Below are 17453 nucleotides of genomic sequence, written 5' to 3'. Positions count from 1 at the left end.
TCGCAGGGTGCAACCCGCTTCGGGATACTGCCACAGGCCAGCGTGGCTGCAAGCGCCAAGCGGAAACCTGGCGATCCCATGGGCAACATTGGCGAAGCTAGAAGGAACGGTTGATGGCGGAGGGAGTGTCCGCGCCCGCGTGTAAACTATTGATATTGCGTGCTTAATTTCTTGCAATTTACCGTATTTTCCCTATTTTCGCTATGCCGGTTATGGCAACTGGAATCGGTATGGCCAGAAACAAACTTTCCGAAACACGGATTCGAACCCTTCCGGCAGGCATCCATTCGGATGGAGATGGCCTTTTCTTGCGTGTGCGCAAGGGCGGCTCGCGCCAGTGGTTTTTCATATATAGGCGAGGTACGGATCGGAAGGAGATCGGCCTCGGCGGATACGGCCAAGGCACCGCTCCAGTATCGCTGGCGCTTGCCAGAGAGAAGGCCGACGCCATCCGCGATCGTCTGGCACGCGGCGAAGACCTGATCCGGCGCCGCACCTTCTCCGAGGTAATGGAAGACGTCATCGCCGTGAAGACGGCCGGCTTTCGCAACGAAAAGCACAAGGCCCAGTGGAGGATGACGCTCGACAAGTATGCTGCGCCGCTCCACGCCAAACCGATTGCGGACATCACGCGCGACGACATCGTTGAGACGCTGAAGCCGATCTGGACGGAGATCCCGGAAACCGCCGACCGCACCCGCATGCGCATTGCCGCTGTCCTTGATCATGCCAAAGCGCGTGGACTGTACGCCGGCGACAATCCGGCCGACTGGCGCGGCGGTCTGAAAGAGCTATTGCCGGCCCGGCAGAAGCTATCTCGTGGTCATCACGCTGCTGTCGGCTACAAAGACCTGCCTGCCGTGATAGCGCGCCTACGCGCCTCAACGGGCGTTTCTGCGCGGGCTGTAGAGTTCGCCGCGTTGACGGCTGCCCGTTCCGGCGAGGTGCGCGGTGCCGTCCGCAGCGAATTTGATCTCGACCAGGCAATCTGGACCGTCCCCGCGGAGCGGATGAAGGCTGGCCGTGAGCATCGTGTGCCGCTCTCGGACCGGGCCATCGAGATCGTGAAGGCCGCAATACAGCGGTCGACATGCGACCTGATCTTCGAAGGCGGCATTGCCGGCAGGGGAATTTCCGACACGGCTATGGTTAAGGCCTTGCGCGCCGCAGGGGCTGGCGATGCTACCCTTCACGGGCTGCGATCCAGCTTTAGAGACTGGGCAGGCGACGAGACTCATTATCCGCGGGATCTGATAGAAACGGCCCTGGCGCATGTTCTGAAGGACAAGACCGAGGCGGCATATCGCCGATCTGACGCTTTGGCAAAGCGGCGTGCCCTCATGGAAGAGTGGGAAAAATATTGCACTCCTGCGAATAAAGAGGCTTGACACCGATTAATTTCCGGTGGGTGGTATTGACACTGCAGGCGGAATTGGCACTAATAGCGCTACGGGCACTGGATTTGACCAGATATTGATGCCTGTTCATGTGTCGCCTCCGTGCGGCGCCCTGCGGATTTTGCCGCCCACTTAGGCCAACAGGCCATTCCGTCACACCTAATCGAGTCTCACTGCGTGCGGATTCCATCCGCCGCGAAAGGAGTCAATATGAAGTCTGCGAACGACAACGCGCCGCTCATGGCGCCTAAAGATGCCGCTGCAGCCACGTCGCTCAGCCGCACATTACTAGCGCTGATGGCCGAGGCCGGGGAGTTCCCCCGACCTGTCAAACTCGGCCAGCGCAGGACAGCCTATGTCCGCGCCGAAGTCGAAGCATGGATCAACGAACGTATCGCGGCGAGGGCTGCGGCGTGATTGCCATAGCCCCCTAACCAGCCCGCCAAGGGCCACTAAGCAAGACCGGCGCCCAGCCGGCTTCACCTATTCCGACAACGGGAACACCATCAATGCGCATTAGATCAGCGCGACGGGTCTACCAAAGCCCGTCAGCGAGGGGCTTTCACACCCTCGCGAAATTCAACCTTCAAGTCACAGAAGACATCATGATTTGCGACTGCACACTGGTGCAGGCGCCAGATAAGCGCGTCCTTCTTTACGGGCCAGGCAATGGCTCCGGCGGCTTGAGTGTATCGCCAATGGCGCGCCATGAAATTGTTGAAATGGCGCTTGCCGCCGTGGGGATGAATACGAATGCCGCAGCCGCAATTTAGTCCAGACGAAACTCGTGACCTGATTTTCGGCATCTGCGATCGCCTATGCGACCACGGGCACTGCACTACCGATGTGGTGCTTGCGCCATCCGCGGACGATGGCGAGCCTGACTGGGAGCGCACCAGCCCAGCCAACGTGGAAGCCCTACCTGCAGACGAATGGCCAGACGACGAGCAGGCCGCCAGGCGCGCATGCGTCATCGTCAGCAACGTCGACGGGTGCGATCCAGAAACAACGCTGATTGTGCGCCTAGACCCTTCTCCGCATGTCCAGCACGTACACGGACCCGAGGCCGACCGCATCGTCGCTGAGCAGATTATCTTGCGCGACATCGAAGCCGAGCCGTCTATCCCGCCGAAAACAGATCTCATGAAGTCGCTCGATGCGCTGGCAGACAAGTTCGAGCGGGAGACGGAAGAAAGGCATGCCACGTTCGACCGCCTCGTGCCCTATGCCGAAGCCTACGGCGGAGAAATCCGCGGCAGCACATTGTTCGGTGCAAAGGTTGACGGCGCCCTCGGCCAGATTGCTTTCGCGGCCAGCGGCCGAGCATGGTTGTATACTGACCGCGGCTCCAAGCCGGTTGACCTGCCGGAAAAGAAGGCAGGCGACATCAAAATAATCGACCCCGCTGACTGGCATGGCCGCGCTATCCCGGATCGGAATTGGTACATCGACGGAATAGTCCCTGGCCGACAGGTGACCATTCTGTCTGGCGATGGTGGCACCGGAAAGTCGCTGCTCGCTTATCAAATAGGAGTCGCTGGCGCGCTTGGCATCGAGACTGTCGGCCTTGCGCCGGCCAAGGGTCGAGTTGTCTACCTTGCGGCTGAAGACGATGAAGATGAGTTAATACGGCGAGGCGACGACATCTTGCGCAATACGGGGCACAGCTTCGCCAACCTGAAGGGCCAGATGCGCATCATACCGATGGCGGGCCGAAATGCCGAACTGATGTTCATCAACCCGAACCGCGAGATGCAGACCAGCGACATGGCCGCCAAGATTGAAGAACTGGTCAGAGCATTCCGGCCGGAACTGCTGATACTGGATACCAGCGCCGACCTGTTCGGTGGTGACGAGAACAACCGGGTGCATGTGCGGTTCTTCGTCACCATGCTGCGGAGGCTGGCCATGGACCACAAGGTTGCGGTGCTGCTGCTTTCGCATCCATCCGTTGCGGGGATGATATCCGGTTCCGGCACGTCCGGCTCGACTGCCTGGAACAATTCGGTGCGCTCGCGCCTCTATCTCACTGCCGACAATGATGACGAAGACGTGCGCGTCCTGAAGGGAATGAAGGCCAACTATGGACGCAAGGGCGGCGAGATACGCATGCGCTGGCGGGAAGGTGCCTTCGTGCTTGACGACGGCAAGCCGTCCGCTGCGACTGGATTGCTGAACAAGCGCGCCGACGAGAAGTTTCGCGAATTGCTTTCCGCCATCAATCGCACGGGCCAACGCGTCGCCCCCACAAAGGGGATCAACTACGCGCCGGCCGTCATGGCAACGCGGCCGGATGCGGAGGGTATGACGAAGAAGGCGCTGGAGGGGGCAATGCAGCGGCTGTTGGCTGCCGGGCTCGTCAGGGTGGTTATGGACGGGCCGCCCTCGCGCCAGCGTCAGCGCCTTGTCGTTTCTGCGGAGGATTTCGGACCGGAGGCGGAGGCCGCTTAGGGCTTCCAGCATCTCTTCCACCACCCTTCCACCCCTGTTCCACCGGGTGTTCTTCCACCCCCCTATAACCCCCCGGTGGGTGGAAGCACCCACCCCGGCTGGAACGCCGGGGGGCACTCCCACCCATGAAGAGCCAGCCGCCACAAAGAGCGGTACGCAGCATAGGAGAGATCATGACCTACAACCTCCCAGCCATTCGGTGGCTGGCAAAGCAAGATCCAGAAGCGGCCCTGGCTGTGCTTCAACGCATACGTGACGAAAACTGCAGTTACGGTGCGGAGAAAACGCCTGCATATCTGGACCCAAGGGATCGCAGTGCCGACGACACGGAATCCCATGTTGTCCCCGACCATCCGTTGACATCGGAAACCATGGCGGAGCCGGTTCAGGATGGGCCGGACGAAATCTGGCCCGAGATGCTCCACGAGGTGAAGCCTGACATCCACTCCATGCTGCGAAGCGCTGGCGGCTTCGCCTGGCCGTGGTGTGGCGAGCGCTGGCGTAACAAGCGAACCGGCAAGGTGAGCAGGAGTGGTGGGCCGTGGGCATACACATATAGTCGTACACCGCATGCTGCCGCGCCGCACATCGTCACGCTGGGCGGGCTCACGTTCTACACGCGGCAAGGTGCCAGGCGCGGTGCCGATGGCGGGATGCTGGTTTCTTATGTTGACGATGCCGGCAATGTGCGATTCCCCACCTACAAGGCCAACAAGCCCCGCGGCGGGAGGCGGCCATACCGACTTGACGCTGCCGGATACCTGGCTCTGAAGCCGACAACGCCATCGCCGCTTCACGCGGAGTCGTATCAGCGCCCGCTCTCTGGCGAGCCGGCTCTGGCGCCGATGTATGGGCCGCTGGGTGGCGTCGAGGCCAACCGTGACACCCTGCGTGCGTTTGGCGTCGACGGGTCGGTGTCGTTTGAACGGCTGCACTTTCCGGCAACAAAATGCCCGACAGTGATTGCGAAGGGGGCTCGCTTCATTGCTGGCATATCGGGCCGCAGCCAAACCGCATCGCCCGCGGTGATCGGCAAGGTAGAGGAGCCGCCGAAGCTTGATACAAGGCACGCGGCTGTTATCGAAGAAGTGGCTTCCCGCGGGAAACTCGCATCAATCGGGCGACGGCTTGGCTATCGTGGCGGCTATGCCGATCGCGCAGGCGGCAAAGCCCTCTTGGACGCTGGAAAGGCGGTTCTGGCGGCAAATGACAATAATCTTAAGAAGGCCGCTGCATAGTGTGCCAAATCGCTCCTCCCCGGCGCGTATAATGTGAGGGAGTACGATCTCTCTGCCCATGCAATTTTAAGGAGCCGCCGGGCTCCTTCTTTTTTTGGCATTCCCACACCCCATCCGCCCCTGTCTTCTCCAGCGGCGTTGATCCCGGCCCTTGGCGTTTTTTTACCTTTCCGCCAAGGGCCGCCGGCTTTTTTTAAACCCCGCAAACTTGCGACAATTCAAATCTAACAAACGGGAGGTTTGTCATGTTGGCAGCCGCGCCGCCTGTCGGTATCGCCATTGGTGAACCGACATGGCTTCACACCCACAAATTCACAGTCAAACAGGTCTCGACCATCACCGCCACGCCGCAGGGTACGGTAAATTATTGGTCCTCCGTTGCCGACCTGTCCGGCTTTGCGCTCTACATCGTGCGAATGCACCGGCGCCTGTTCACCGCGCACGGCGTCTACGTCATCGCCATCCTCGCCGCGCTTGCGGCGGCTGGCGTCACGATCGGCAACGGCGTCATTAAGGCCGTACTGGAAACCGTCCACCATGACGGCCAGCCGCGCCTGCCGGCACTGTTCGATCAGCTTCACTTGACCGAGGGATTCGTTACCACCGAGGTCGAACTGTCGCAGATCTGGATGGAGGTCTCCACTAAGCTTGAGGCGCTCCATGCTCAATAGGCTCCGCCGCCTTCTAGGCGTCCGTTCATACGACGGAGCAGCTGGTGGCCGCCGCTGGCGAGGGCAACCTGCTATGCCGCTGCAGCAGCAGTCGATGCTGGCCAGCCGCGGCACGCTCGCCTCCCGCGCGCGTTACCTGGCCGGCAACAATGCGCTGGCCGCCAGCGCTGTCGAGGCATGGGTTTCAGCCCTGGTTGGCACCGGCGTCAAGGCACAGGCCCAGCATCCCGACGATGCGATCCGTGCCGCCCTCAACCTTGCGCACGAACTCTGGACCGACGAGGCGGATGCCGACGGGCTGACGGACTTCTATGGCCTGCAGGCTCTTATGGTCAGGCGGCTGGTGATTGACGGCGAGTTGTTTGCCATCCTCGGCAATGTCGACGATCGGCTGCGCATCCGCGTGGTTGAAGCAGAGCAAGTGGACGGAAGCCTTAACCGCGACCTTGCTTCTGGGCGCATCGTGCAGGGCGTGGAGTTCGATCGGGCCGGGCGGCGTGTCGCATACCACGTCTACCCCGAGCGGCCCGGAATGCCGTTTGCCGTCGTTCAACAGCCGGTGCGCATCCCCGCTGAGGATGTCGCGCATCTGTTCCGGCCAGAACTACCGGGCCAGGTCCGCGGCATATCGTGGTTCGCGCCGGTCATAATGCGGATGGCGGACCTCGACGGCTGGCGCGATGCGCAATTGATGCGCCAGCGTGTCGCCGCCACGCTCGCCGGCTTCGTCACCACGACGGACGGCAGCGGCGCGCCCTTCGACGGCGAACAGCGCGGCGCAAACCTGATCGGCGGCCTCGAACCCGGAACATTAAAATACCTCGACCCAGGCCAGGACATCCGCTTTTCGACGCCCGCCAACGTCGGCGCCGAAGTGATCGACTTCGCCACGCTGACCGAACGGGAGATCGCGGTCGGCCTCGGCCTGCCGGCATCGATCCTGACCGGCGACCTCAGTGATGTGAACTATTCCTCCATCCGGGCCGGCCTCGTCGAGTGGCGCCGCCGCATTGAGGCGTTGCAGCACGGTGTTCTGGCATTCCAGGCGCTGCGCCCGATCTGGAGGCGGTGGGCGACGCTTGAGGTGCTGTCAGGTCGCGTTGAAACGACGGTCGACGCAGCAATGGGCGTGAAGTTCATAGTGCCCAAGCAACAATGGGTCGATCCGGCGAAGGACGTGCAGGCCGAACTCGACGCCATCGCGGGCGGGCTCATGTCGAGGCGGGAAGCCGTCACGTCGCGCGGCGTGGATGTCGAGGCGCTCGACGCCGAGATCGCCGCCGACAATCAGCGCGCAGCCTCCCTGGGGCTGACGTTCCAGCACCGCCCCGCCGCGAACCAAAACCAGCCGCCTGCAGCTGCGGCCTAACATCAGGAGACAACATGCCCGAACCGAACGGCCCGTTGACGCGGGCCGCACCCCTTCGCGCGTCCTCATGGAACGCCGAAACCTACACCGTGGATGCCGTCCTTTCGACGGGCGCTGCGGTCGAGCGATACGACAGTCGCGGCGCCTACGACGAGGTGCTGTCGCTGGACCAGCAATGGCCGGCGAGCATCCCGCTACTGGATTCGCATTCTCGCGGTTCCGTCGACGATCGCCTCGGCGAAGTCGTTGACATCAAGACTGTCGGCTCAGAACTGCGCGGAACGGTACGCCTGTCCAAGCATAATGAGCGGGCAAAACGCGTCGCGGCCGAACTTACCGACGGCGCGTCCTACGGCGTCAGCATTGGCTACGCTGTCACCAAATGGTCTGAGACCGCCAAAGGCCGCAGGCGCACCAAGACTGCTGTCTCTCTCGACCTCCTCGAAGCATCCCTCGTCACAATCCCGGCCGACAGCGGCGCGGGCCTTAGGAGCAATTCTCACATGCCTGAACAGATTATCGAGTCCCAGCCCGTCGTCGCTACGCGCGCTGAAATCAACACCGAAATTCGCAGCATCGCCAAGACCACTGGCCTCGACCAGTCATGGATTGACAGCCAGATCGACGCCGACGCCACGCTCGACCAGGCCCGCGCCGCTGCACTCGACGCCATGAGCAAGCGCTCCCCGGCAATCAGCAACATCACGGTCGGCACCGACCACACCGACCCGGCCAGCATCCGCTCGGCAATGGCCGACGCGCTCGCGCATCGCCTCGCCCCCGCCGCCTGCAAGCTGGAAGGCAGGGCGGTCGAGTTCCGTGGCCACCGCGTGCTCGACATGGTCGGCGATCTTGCTGTCGCATCCGGCGAGCGCGTCAATCTTCGCGATCAGGACGGCCTGCTTCAGCGTGCGGTCGGCGCACACTCCACCAGTGATTTCCCGCTGCTGCTGTCCGATGCCGCCAACAAGGCGCTTCTCGCGCAGTACCAGGTGGCCGCCCCGACCTATCGCAAATGGGCCGCCCGCAAGCCCTTCGTCGACTTCAAGGATCACCAGTTCCTGCGCGTCGGCGACTTCCCCGCCTTTAGGGAAATCGGCGAGGGCGGCGAGGTCAAGTACGGCACCATCAGTGAGAATGCGGAGAAGGTCCGCGCCAAGGAGTTCGGCACCGGCATCGCCATCGGTCGACGGGCGCTAATCAACGACGACCTGTCGGCTCTGTCGGACTTCAGCAACGGTCTCGCCATCACCGCGGCCAATGACGAGAACAAACTGGCCTATGGCGTAGTGAAGGCGAACGCGGCGCTGTCGGATGGCAAAGCGCTCTTCCATACCGACCACGCCAACCTACCTACCGCAGCCGCGTTCGGCGCGACGACCATTGCCGCCATGGTCAAGGCCCTGCGCGCGCAAACCTCACTGGACGGCCTGCCGTTGAACCTGCAGCCCGCATATCTCGTCGTCGGCCCCGACCTGGAGGTCGCGGCGCGCACGCTTCTCACGGCAATCGCCGCCACCAAGACTTCGGACGTCAACCCGTGGGCAAACTTTGCCGAACTGGTCGTTGACGCGAATCTCGGCGCCACCGAGCATTACCTGTTCACCTCCCCGGGCGCGGCGCCCACCGTCGTTTACGGTTACGTCGCCGGCTCGGAAGGCCCGCAGGTCCGCACCGAGCGGGATTTCGACACGCAGGCGGTGAAGGTCGCCGCCGGTCTCGACTTTGCCGTGGGCGCCATCGACTTCCGCGGCGCGGTCAAGAACGCCGGCGCGTAAATGACCCACGCCGAGCTTCTAGAGCAGCGGGCCTCTCTGATAGAGGCCCGCAACAGCGGCGCGCTCCGTATCGTCTTCCACTCCGGCGGCACTCGACGCGAAGTCGAATACCGATCCGTTCGGGAAATCCAGGCGGCCATCGACGCCATCGACCGTGACATCGCGGCCAATGCCGGCACGCGCATCAATGTCTTCTATCCCACCTTCTCGAAAGGCTTTGACGAATGAAGAACTTCATCTCCAGCGGTGACATCGTTACCGTACCCGCTCCAGCCAATGTGAAGGCAGGCGATCTTGTTGAGGTCGGCAAGCTGGTCGGCGTTGCCTGCGCAGACGCCGCATCAGGTTCGCCGGTCAACATCAAGACCAGCGGCGTGTTCTCAGTGAAGAAGGTCTCTGCCCAAGCATGGACCGTTGGCGCGCTGGTCTATGTCGACGGCGGCGAGGCTACCACCACGGCCAGCACGAATACCCCGCTAGGTCACGCGCTTGCCATCGCAGCGAATCCCAGCGCAACGGGCATCGTGCGGCTGGGCGGGAAGGCTGCCTGATGTTCGCCGCGCTTTCCAGCTTCGCAGCCCGCGTGGCTGCGCAGCGGCCCACGCTGCCCGAGGGCAAGCCGCTGCAGCCCATCCCCAGGATCGGCACGCCGATCACAGTGAACGTCAAAATCGAGGACCACCGCAATGCACACAATCAAGCTTAATACGCCGATCACAGATGCCGGCAAGACCTACACCGAACTGACGTTCCGCGAGGCCAAGGTCGGCGATCTGGTGTTGGCCGACGCCGTGCAGGGCGAGGTTGCGAAAATGCTGGCTATCCTGGCCGGCATGTCGGGCACCACGCTGAATGCCATGCGTGAACTGTCGATGGCGGACTTCAAGCGCATCTCGGCGGAGGTCGCACACCTGATGGGGGAATCGGAAGCGACGGTGTCATAGACGCCGTCGCACTTGTCGCATCAGAATTGTCAACGCCCATTTCAGAAATAGAAGCCTGGCCGACAGCCAGGCTTTCTCTTTTTTACGACGCAGCCGTCCGGCTGATCAAGGCGAAGAACGGAACCTAGAATGGCCACCAAAGAATCTCGTCTTATCGTCAGTCTAATCGACAGGCTGACCGCGCCGGCTCGTGGCGTTGCCGCCGCCATGGATCGCCTCACGGCTGCCAGCAGGGCCAACGCGGCTCGCCTGGCCGCTGTGCGCGGCCAGATGCTGGACGCCGCCGCAGGCGCGATGGTGCTTTACAAGGGCATCTCCGCGCCGGTGAAGGCGGCCATGGCGTTCGAGTCGAAGCTCGAAGACATCGGCCAAAAGATCAACGCTCCGATCAAATCCCTGCCGCAACTCGGGCAGGAAATCCGCAAGGTAGCCCGCGACACCACGCAATCGGCATCGGCCATGGCCGAGGGCATGGATATCCTGGCCGGCATGGGCGCGGGCCGTGACGACGCGCTCGCCCTGCTCAATCCGATCGGTAAGGCGGCCACCGCCTACAAGGCCGACGTCGCCGATCTTGCCCAGGCTGGTTACGCCGCGCTCGACAATCTGAAGGTGCCTGCGCTGGAGTTCGGCAGGGCGCTGGATGTCATGGCCGTGGCCGGCAAGGAAGGCGCCTTCGAGCTGCGGGACATGTCGCGGTACTTCCCGCAGCTCGGCGCCGGCTACCAGGCCCTGAAACAGACGGGCGTTCCGGCGGTGGCCGATCTGTCGGCGGCCTTGCAGATCGTTCGCAAGGGCACCGGCGACAGCGCCAGTGCCGCGACCAACCTTTCGAACATCCTGCAGAAGATCAACGCGCCGCTGACGCGCAAGAACTTTGCCAAGATGGGCGTCGATCTCGAAAAGGAGATGGCCAAGGCGGCGAAGAAGGGCATGACGCCGATCGAGGCCATTGCCGAGATCACGAACCGGACCCTGAAAGGGGACCTTGGCCGGCTCGGCGACCTGTTCAACGACGCTCAAGTGCAGCAGGGTTTGCGTCCGCTGATCCAGAACATCGAGGAGTATCGCCGCATTCGCGCGGCGGCTATGGCTGCGCAAGGCGTGGTCGAAGAAGATTACCAGCGCCGGCTCCTCACCGGCGAGATGGCCGCAAAGCGCTTTTCCATCGCCGTGGAGAACATCAACAATGCCGTCGGCGCTGCCTTGCTGCCCGCGCTTTCCGATCTTGCCGGCGCGCTGGTGCCGATCGTCAACCGCATGGCCGACTGGGCCGAGGCCAATCCGGCGCTGACGCGTGGACTGGTTACCGCGATGTCGGCCCTGGTCGGCTTCAAGGTTGCCGCCATCGCCGCCAATTATGCCGGCCTGTTCATCAAGGGCGCGTTCCTCGATGCCGGCATTGCCGCGCTGTCGGCCGCAAGGTCGCTTGGAAGCATCGCTATCGCGCCCGTTGTGGCAGGGTTCAACGCGCTTCGGACCGCGATGATCGGCTATGCCGCCGCAGCCGCAGTAGGCGGCCACGGTGCGGCGCTTTCGGCGATGGGCGGAAGCCTGCTCAGTTTGCTCAATCCGCTGCGGCTGGTGACCGCCGCATTCCAGGCGCTGAAGTTCGCCGTCATTGGGACGGGCATCGGCGCCATCGTCGTCGGCATCGCAATGGCTGGCGCGTGGATTTACAATAATTGGTCCGGCATCAGCACCGCCTTTGAGGCGTTCAAGGGGGCGTTTTCTCGCGCGATCGAACCAGTCATGCCTACCCTTCAACCGGTGCTGGACGGGTTCTCCTGGCTATGGGAGAAGGTTTCAAGCCTGCTCGGCCCGATAGACGAAATGGGCGGCGGGTGGACACGAGCCGGCCTTGCTGCCGGGACATTCGTCGGCGATACCCTCAAGGCAATAATTGAACTGCCCGGCAAGGTCGCGGCCTTTGCCGGCGACATGCTCAAATCCGGCATGACGCTGGCGCAGTCGATGTGGGACGGCATCAAGGCCAAGATCGATGAGATGCTGGCATGGTTCAAGGGTCTTCCCGGGCGCATCATCTCCGCCATCGGCTCGATCGACATCGGCTCGCTGATCAAATGGCCGTCGCCGCCGGCCTGGCTGTCCCGCATGTGGGGCGGGGGCGATACGGTGCGGGTCGACGGTCCCACCGTGGACGGCGCGCGCGCCTCGGGCGGTCCCGTGCGGGCCGGCGGCTCTTATCTTGTCGGTGAGCGCGGGGCGGAGATTTTCAGACCGCGTCAGAGCGGAACGATCGTGCCCAATCACGCTATCGGCGGTGGCGGCGTTACCAATTACAACACGTTCAACATCAACGGAGCGAACATGGATCTTAATGCTGTGGTCAGCGCCGTTGTCGAACGGCTGTCGCGGGCAACGAGATCATCCGTGCAATCGCAATTTATGGGGGCATATTGATGCATCCGATCATTGAAGTAACTGTTGACGGCACCCCCGTCGCCGGGGCGTTCTATGAGCGCCTCATCGACATCAGCATTGTAGATAAAGAGGGAATAGCGTCAGACACGTTTAGCGCCAACCTGAACGACGGCCCGCCAGATTTTCTAGCCTTGCCGCGCACCGGGGCCATTGTCGACATTCGACTTGGCTATCGAGAAACTGGCGTTGCCAGTGTGGGGCGATTTACCGTTGACCAGATCAATGGGAAATGCCTCCCCTATAGCGTTAGCATCTCCGGCAAGGCGGCCGATCTGCGCGGCGATGGCCTGAAAGAGCGCAAAGAGCGCCACTGGGATAAGAAGCTGAAGGACATTGTAGAGGAGGTTGCGGGTGAGTGCGGCTTATCCGCCTCTGTAGATTCCGAGATCGGCGAATATCAATATGAATGGTTTGCACAACAGGACGAATCCAATATCGCGTTCTTGGAGCGATTGGCTAAGCGGCATAATGCTATCTTCGCTGTCAAGCAGGGTAGGATGATATTCTCGAAACGAGGCGGCGGTACATCAGTCAGCGGGGCCTCCCTTGGCTCCGTTATTGTGACGCCAAGCAATATCGTTCAGGGAACATGCAGTTTCGAGGCGCAGGACGGTGACCGCTTCCAGAAAGTGGTCGCTTACTATCAAGACAAAGACAAGGCCGAGCGCGTCGAGGTGGAGGCCGATGCTGACTCCGAAGCCGATGGCGTCTATCGCATCACCGAGCCGTTTGCTGACGTGGCTGAAGCTGACAAAGCCGCTCATTCGAAAGCTAAAGACCTGCAGCGTGGGCGCGGCTCCGCTTCCGTCACGATCGTCGGAGACACATCTGTTATCGCCGGAGCGCCGTTGCTGTTCTCAGGTGTTCGGCCCGGGCTCGACGGCGTGCCGTACATTATAGATTCCGTGACGCACGAATATTCCAAGAAGTCCGGGTTCACGACGAAAATCAGCGCCAAGCTGTATGACGGCAAGTCGGCTAGCGGTGCCGACAAAAGCAAGGGCGGCAAGGTCGCGCCCGATGCTCCGGCGGGAACACCGACAACCCCTGCGGAGTTCTTGCAGCCCCGAGCTACAGGCATCGGGCACGCCTGATATGACAACCATAAGCATCACCTGGGCCGACGCCGAGTTGAAAAAGTTCGGCGAGCGGCTCGACCGCCTTCAGCGCGAGTTCCCGAAGGTGATCCCTCGTGAGGTCAACAAGGTCGGCAATCGGGCCAAGACCCAGGTCATCCGCAACCTGACGGCGCAGACTGGCCTGCCGCGCAAGACCATCGTAAAAGCCGTCGACGTCACCATGGCCGGCGGCAAGCGCCTCAGCTACGACATGGTGACGCGCGGCGGCAATATCCGCCTCAAGTATGTCCGCCCAGCCGAAAGCAAGGCAGGCGTAAGGGCCTCACCTTGGAACAGGCGCACCCTGTTCGCCGGTACCTTCATTCTGGGCGGCGCATTCCCGCAACGGCACGGCCTGGTCAAAGGCGGCCACGTCATGCGCAGACTAGACACATCCGGCACCAAGCTGACGTTCGCGCGCTCTGGCATGTTCATCCCGACCGAGATGACGGCGGGCGCCACTGCGGCCGCCTTTGAAGCGACGGCCGCTCCCCTCCTGCAGGAGCGTATAGGCAAGGTGCTCGACAGGCTCGTGCCGTAGCCGGCCCGCAGCAGGGGCGGCCCATCTGTTGCAGTTGTGCAACACTGGCCCAACGGGTCCTTCCCACTGTTGGGCCAGCGGGGGCGCGCGACCCCGGAATATCGCTCTAGGCAATTTTTCCTAAGGGGGGATGAAATGAACGACACGGTCGGAGCCGGCGAACTGGCCGGCTGGCTTGGCGTGTCTAGCCAAGCCATTGCCGCATTCGCAAACGACGGCAAGGTTGTCCGCCTCAGCCGCGGCAAGTACGATCTTAAAGCATCGGTGCACGCCTACACCTCCCACCTGCGAGAGGTGGCTGCCGCACGAGGCGGCGCCAATCAAATCCTCGACCTGACGCAAGAGCGCGCGCGCCTCGCCCGTGAGCAGGCGGACGGCCAGGAGCTGAAGAACCGGCAGTCGCGCAAGGAGCTTGTTCTTGCCGCGGACGTCGAGCGCGAGTGGTCAGACATCTTGCGCAAGGTGCGCGCCGGCATCCTGGCCGTGACCAGCCGCGTGCGGGCCGCTGCGGGGCTTACCGCGGCCCAGGCGGTCGAACTCGACGCCGAACTGCGGCGCGCATTGACGGATCTTGGAAATGATTCACACGACGAGACGGGCGGCGCTGAAGGCGCTGATCCCGCCATTGAAGGTGCCCCTATCGGAATGGATTGAGGGCAACCTGGTACTGCCGGACGATGTGTCGGCGCTGCCCGGCAAGGTGCGGCTCTATCCCTACCAAACGGGCATCGCCGATGCCATCTCGGACCCGCTGATCGAGCGTGTCACGGTCGTGAAGAGCGCCCGCATCGGCTACACCAGTCTGCTGGTGGGCGCGCTCGGCCACCACGTCGTGAACGACCCCGCGCCGGTGCTCTTCGTGCTGCCGACCGAGGACGACGCCAAGACCTTCGTCACCAGGAACGTCGAGCCGACCTTTGCGGCCTCGCCTGCGCTGACCCGCGCCCTGTCCGGCGACATGGTGGAGAAGAACCGCAACACCATGCTGTCCCGGCGCTTTCCTGGCGGAAGCCTGAAGGTGGTGGCCGCGAAGGCACCGCGCAACCTGCGTGGCCTCAACATCCGCGTGCTGATCGTCGACGAGACGGACGCCATGGAAGTCACGGCCGAGGGCAACCCGGTCCGGCTTGCCGAAATGCGTACGCAACAGTTTGACGACCGCAAGATCGTGGTCGGCTCGACACCTATCTACACCGAAACCAGCTTGGTGCTGGCCGAATATGCCAAAAGTGACCAGCGGGTGTTCGAGGTGCCTTGTCCGCATTGCGGCGATCACCACGTCATTGAATGGAAGGACATCCGCTGGCCTGAAGGCGAGCCGGAGAAAGCCGCCTGGTGGTGTCCCTCCTGCGGCACGGAAACCGCCGAGTCCTACAAGGCCGGCATGGTCGCCAAGGGCCGCTGGCGCGCTACCAGGCCCGACGTGAAGGGCCATGCGGGTTTCCGTATCAACAGCCTGGTGTCGCCGCTGGGCAATGCTGCCTGGGGCAAGCTGGCGGCCGAGTTCCTGGCGGCCAAGGATCGGCCCGACGAACTGCAGACATTCATCAACCTGGTGCTTGGCGAAGGCTGGCGCGAGGCCGGCGAGGAACTGGACCAGGATGCCCTGGCGGCTGGTGCGGAGCCGTTCGGGCTTGGCGGTGCCGAACAGCAGCCATTCCCGCGGGAGGTGCTGGCGATCACCGCCGGCGTCGACGTACAGCGGGACCGCATCGAGGTAACATTCATCGGCTGGGACGAAGACAGGACGGCCTATGTGCTTGGCCACAAGGTGCTGTACGGCCTGCCGGCAGACGCCGAGACCTGGGCTGATCTCGACGATCTGCTCAAGATGAAGTGGAAGCATCCGCTTGGTGGCGAGATTGGCATCGATGCCGTTGCGGTGGACTCCAGCGACGGCGAGACCATGGAAGCGGTCTACCGCTTTTGCCGGCCGCGAACGCACCGCAAGGTGTTCGCCATCAAGGGTGACGGAGGCCGCCGGCCCTGGATCGAGCGGACCCGAAACAAACAGGCCGGACTGCTGTTTATCGTCGGTGTCGACGGGCTCAAGGGCCACATCTTCAGCCGGGTGACGCGCGGCAACACAATGCGGTTCTCGAAAGACCTGCCGCCCGTCTGGTTTGAGCAATTGACCGGCGAGCGGGCCGTGATGCGGCGTGTTGGCGGGCAGATGGTCCGCAAATGGGAACCTGTGCCCGGCCGCCGCAATGAAGCGCTCGACTGTACCGTGTACGCCTTCGCTGTGCGGGAGCTTTTGAACATCAACTGGTCCAGTCGCGCCGAGCAACTCGCGACGGGCCTCAAGGTAGCGCCGCCGCCAAGAGCAGCGCCGTCGAACTGGATACAGACAGGCGCCATATAGGCGCCGGAGGGAGATGAGGATGATCAACGACATCCGCGTAATGAGTGTCGAACTCTGCAGCGGCAGCAGCAACCGCCTGGCCTTCTGCAAGATTTACGTCAACGGCGTGGTGGTCTCGAACATCGATGTTCACAATAATACCAACGGCACGCTATCTATCGGCGTTCCCAAGTTGTGGGAGCCTGGCGCTCCGCCCGGTAAGCGTAAGGCTTCCGTGCACTTCAGCGACGGGGTGTTCGGCGATGTGCAGCGCGCCGCCATTCAGGCCTATCGGACCCTTGCGGGCGACGGGGCATCGGTGCCTGCAACGCACTCCCAGCCAGCCGCCGACGAGGATGACGACGCCGGTCTGAAGCGGGCGATCGGCGAGACAATGGAAAGGGCGGGGTTGTGATGATTACAAACATGCAAATCGTGAACCACGTCCGTGATGATGAGCTACGTGTGCTCGCGATCTTTAATTTGGACGGTTGGGGCGACTGGCCGTGCCAATTGTGCGCCGACAATGAAAAGCAGGAATTTTTTGCGCTTGGAATGAACAGGACTGGGGGCGACCTGGGATGGGTAAGGTTGTCAGCTCCCGTAGTAGATGCCGCCATCGCCGTTTACGACGCCGACATGACAGCCATCTTCGGCGATGACTGGCGCAACATTCAAGACGGCACTGCACGGGTGCTGGAGTGGGTATTCACCCGCGCGGCTTAGGGTGCCAATCTAATCCAAGATTGCGTGCGATTTGATTTGGCTTCGCATATTCGAGGGATGACGCCAGTGCATCAAGGGCTGCCAACGCGGATTCTTTCAGCGATTCGTCGCCCGGCCGAAATATGGATGCGGAAAGATAGTATTCCTTGCTCTTCTCAACTGCGAGGTCAAGTAGACGCTGTACTTCCTGATCGGATTCCATCAAGTGAAGTATGTTGTCACGATGGGAATCGGCGTTCGAGACGTCACCGTCTACACTTGATATGTTCGCGGAGCGAATGTCTTTCCGCCACATATCGATATTGCCGGCTATTGGTTCTGGTAACATCATCCCCTCCCTGTTCCCGCGCCGATCTTGGCACGGCAGGGAGGGGAGTCAAGAAAAGCGGCCCGGCGGGGTGGGCTTGGCGGAGGGGCCGGGCCGCTACTGC

19 protein-coding genes are annotated in these 17453 nt (G+C 62.4%); 18 read left to right on the top strand and 1 reads right to left on the bottom strand.

Annotated features, from left to right (window positions below; genetic code table 11):
- The first annotated feature begins 230 nt into the window (after positions 1–230).
- From ACTDI4_RS11800 to ACTDI4_RS11715, 18 genes are all read left to right on the top strand, one after another.
- Positions 231–1388 (top strand): tyrosine-type recombinase/integrase, encoded by a 1158-nt coding sequence (locus ACTDI4_RS11800; RefSeq protein ID WP_442841324.1) that lies wholly within the window; start codon positions 231–233, stop codon positions 1386–1388.
- A gap of 219 nt (positions 1389–1607) precedes the next feature.
- A complete protein-coding gene (locus ACTDI4_RS11795) occupies positions 1608–1814 on the top strand; it encodes a helix-turn-helix transcriptional regulator (RefSeq protein WP_442841323.1) in 207 nt (68 codons plus the stop codon).
- A 336-nt stretch (positions 1815–2150) separates the two neighbouring features.
- Positions 2151–3848, top strand: a complete 1698-nt coding sequence (locus tag ACTDI4_RS11790; protein WP_442841322.1) for an AAA family ATPase — start codon at positions 2151–2153, stop codon at positions 3846–3848.
- A gap of 173 nt (positions 3849–4021) precedes the next feature.
- A complete protein-coding gene (locus ACTDI4_RS11785) occupies positions 4022–5086 on the top strand; it encodes a hypothetical protein (RefSeq protein WP_442841321.1) in 1065 nt (354 codons plus the stop codon).
- 245 nt (positions 5087–5331) lie between these two features.
- Positions 5332–5757, top strand: a complete 426-nt coding sequence (locus tag ACTDI4_RS11780; RefSeq protein ID WP_442841320.1) for a hypothetical protein — start codon at positions 5332–5334, stop codon at positions 5755–5757.
- A gap of 73 nt (positions 5758–5830) precedes the next feature.
- The gene (locus ACTDI4_RS11775; RefSeq protein ID WP_442841319.1) at positions 5831–7126 is read left to right on the top strand and encodes a phage portal protein; all 1296 of its coding nucleotides are present in this window, start codon (positions 5831–5833) and stop codon (positions 7124–7126) included.
- 14 nt (positions 7127–7140) lie between these two features.
- Positions 7141–8904, top strand: coding sequence for a prohead protease/major capsid protein fusion protein (locus tag ACTDI4_RS11770; RefSeq protein ID WP_442841318.1), 1764 nt, complete (start codon positions 7141–7143; stop codon positions 8902–8904).
- Positions 8905–9132, top strand: coding sequence for a phage head-tail joining protein (locus tag ACTDI4_RS11765; RefSeq protein WP_442841317.1), 228 nt, complete (start codon positions 8905–8907; stop codon positions 9130–9132).
- Positions 9129–9455 carry a DUF2190 family protein gene (locus ACTDI4_RS11760; protein WP_442841316.1) on the top strand — a complete coding sequence of 109 codons (327 nt, stop codon included), beginning with the start codon at positions 9129–9131 and terminating at the stop codon, positions 9453–9455. The genes ACTDI4_RS11765 and ACTDI4_RS11760 overlap by 4 nt, the downstream gene beginning before the upstream one ends.
- Positions 9455–9610, top strand: coding sequence for a hypothetical protein (locus ACTDI4_RS11755; RefSeq protein WP_442841315.1), 156 nt, complete (start codon positions 9455–9457; stop codon positions 9608–9610). Before ACTDI4_RS11760 ends, ACTDI4_RS11755 begins: the two co-directional genes overlap by 1 nt.
- Positions 9591–9848 carry a phage tail assembly protein gene (locus ACTDI4_RS11750; RefSeq protein WP_442841314.1) on the top strand — a complete coding sequence of 86 codons (258 nt, stop codon included), beginning with the start codon at positions 9591–9593 and terminating at the stop codon, positions 9846–9848. Before ACTDI4_RS11755 ends, ACTDI4_RS11750 begins: the two co-directional genes overlap by 20 nt.
- A 270-nt stretch (positions 9849–10118) precedes the next feature.
- A complete protein-coding gene (locus tag ACTDI4_RS11745) occupies positions 10119–12272 on the top strand; it encodes a phage tail tape measure protein (RefSeq protein WP_442841313.1) in 2154 nt (717 codons plus the stop codon).
- Positions 12272–13387, top strand: a complete 1116-nt coding sequence (locus ACTDI4_RS11740; protein WP_442841312.1) for a phage late control D family protein — start codon at positions 12272–12274, stop codon at positions 13385–13387. Before ACTDI4_RS11745 ends, ACTDI4_RS11740 begins: the two co-directional genes overlap by 1 nt.
- Position 13388: 1 nt before the next feature.
- Positions 13389–13952 carry a hypothetical protein gene (locus tag ACTDI4_RS11735; RefSeq protein ID WP_442841311.1) on the top strand — a complete coding sequence of 188 codons (564 nt, stop codon included), beginning with the start codon at positions 13389–13391 and terminating at the stop codon, positions 13950–13952.
- Positions 13953–14087: 135 nt separating this feature from the next.
- A complete protein-coding gene (locus ACTDI4_RS11730; RefSeq protein WP_442841310.1) occupies positions 14088–14606 on the top strand; it encodes a hypothetical protein in 519 nt (172 codons plus the stop codon).
- On the top strand, positions 14530–16317 hold the full coding sequence (locus tag ACTDI4_RS11725) for a phage terminase large subunit family protein (protein WP_442841309.1): 1788 nt from the start codon (positions 14530–14532) through the stop codon (positions 16315–16317). Before ACTDI4_RS11730 ends, ACTDI4_RS11725 begins: the two co-directional genes overlap by 77 nt.
- Before the next feature lie 19 nt (positions 16318–16336).
- Complete coding sequence (locus ACTDI4_RS11720) at positions 16337–16711, top strand: hypothetical protein (protein ID WP_442841308.1); 375 nt, start codon at positions 16337–16339, stop codon at positions 16709–16711.
- Positions 16711–17022: a hypothetical protein gene (locus ACTDI4_RS11715; protein ID WP_442841307.1), complete on the top strand. Its 312-nt coding sequence runs from the start codon at positions 16711–16713 to the stop codon at positions 17020–17022. The genes ACTDI4_RS11720 and ACTDI4_RS11715 overlap by 1 nt, the downstream gene beginning before the upstream one ends.
- Here ACTDI4_RS11715 and ACTDI4_RS11710 read toward each other — a convergent pair.
- The gene (locus tag ACTDI4_RS11710; RefSeq protein ID WP_442841306.1) at positions 17006–17353 is read right to left on the bottom strand and encodes a hypothetical protein; all 348 of its coding nucleotides are present in this window, start codon (positions 17351–17353) and stop codon (positions 17006–17008) included. The genes ACTDI4_RS11715 and ACTDI4_RS11710 overlap by 17 nt on opposite strands.
- Positions 17354–17453: the final 100 nt, after the last annotated feature.

The sequence above is a fragment of the Mesorhizobium sp. PUT5 genome (assembly GCF_052216645.1).
Taxonomy (GTDB): Bacteria; Pseudomonadota; Alphaproteobacteria; order Rhizobiales; family Rhizobiaceae; genus Mesorhizobium.
This window is presented reverse-complemented; position numbering and strand designations above follow the sequence as displayed.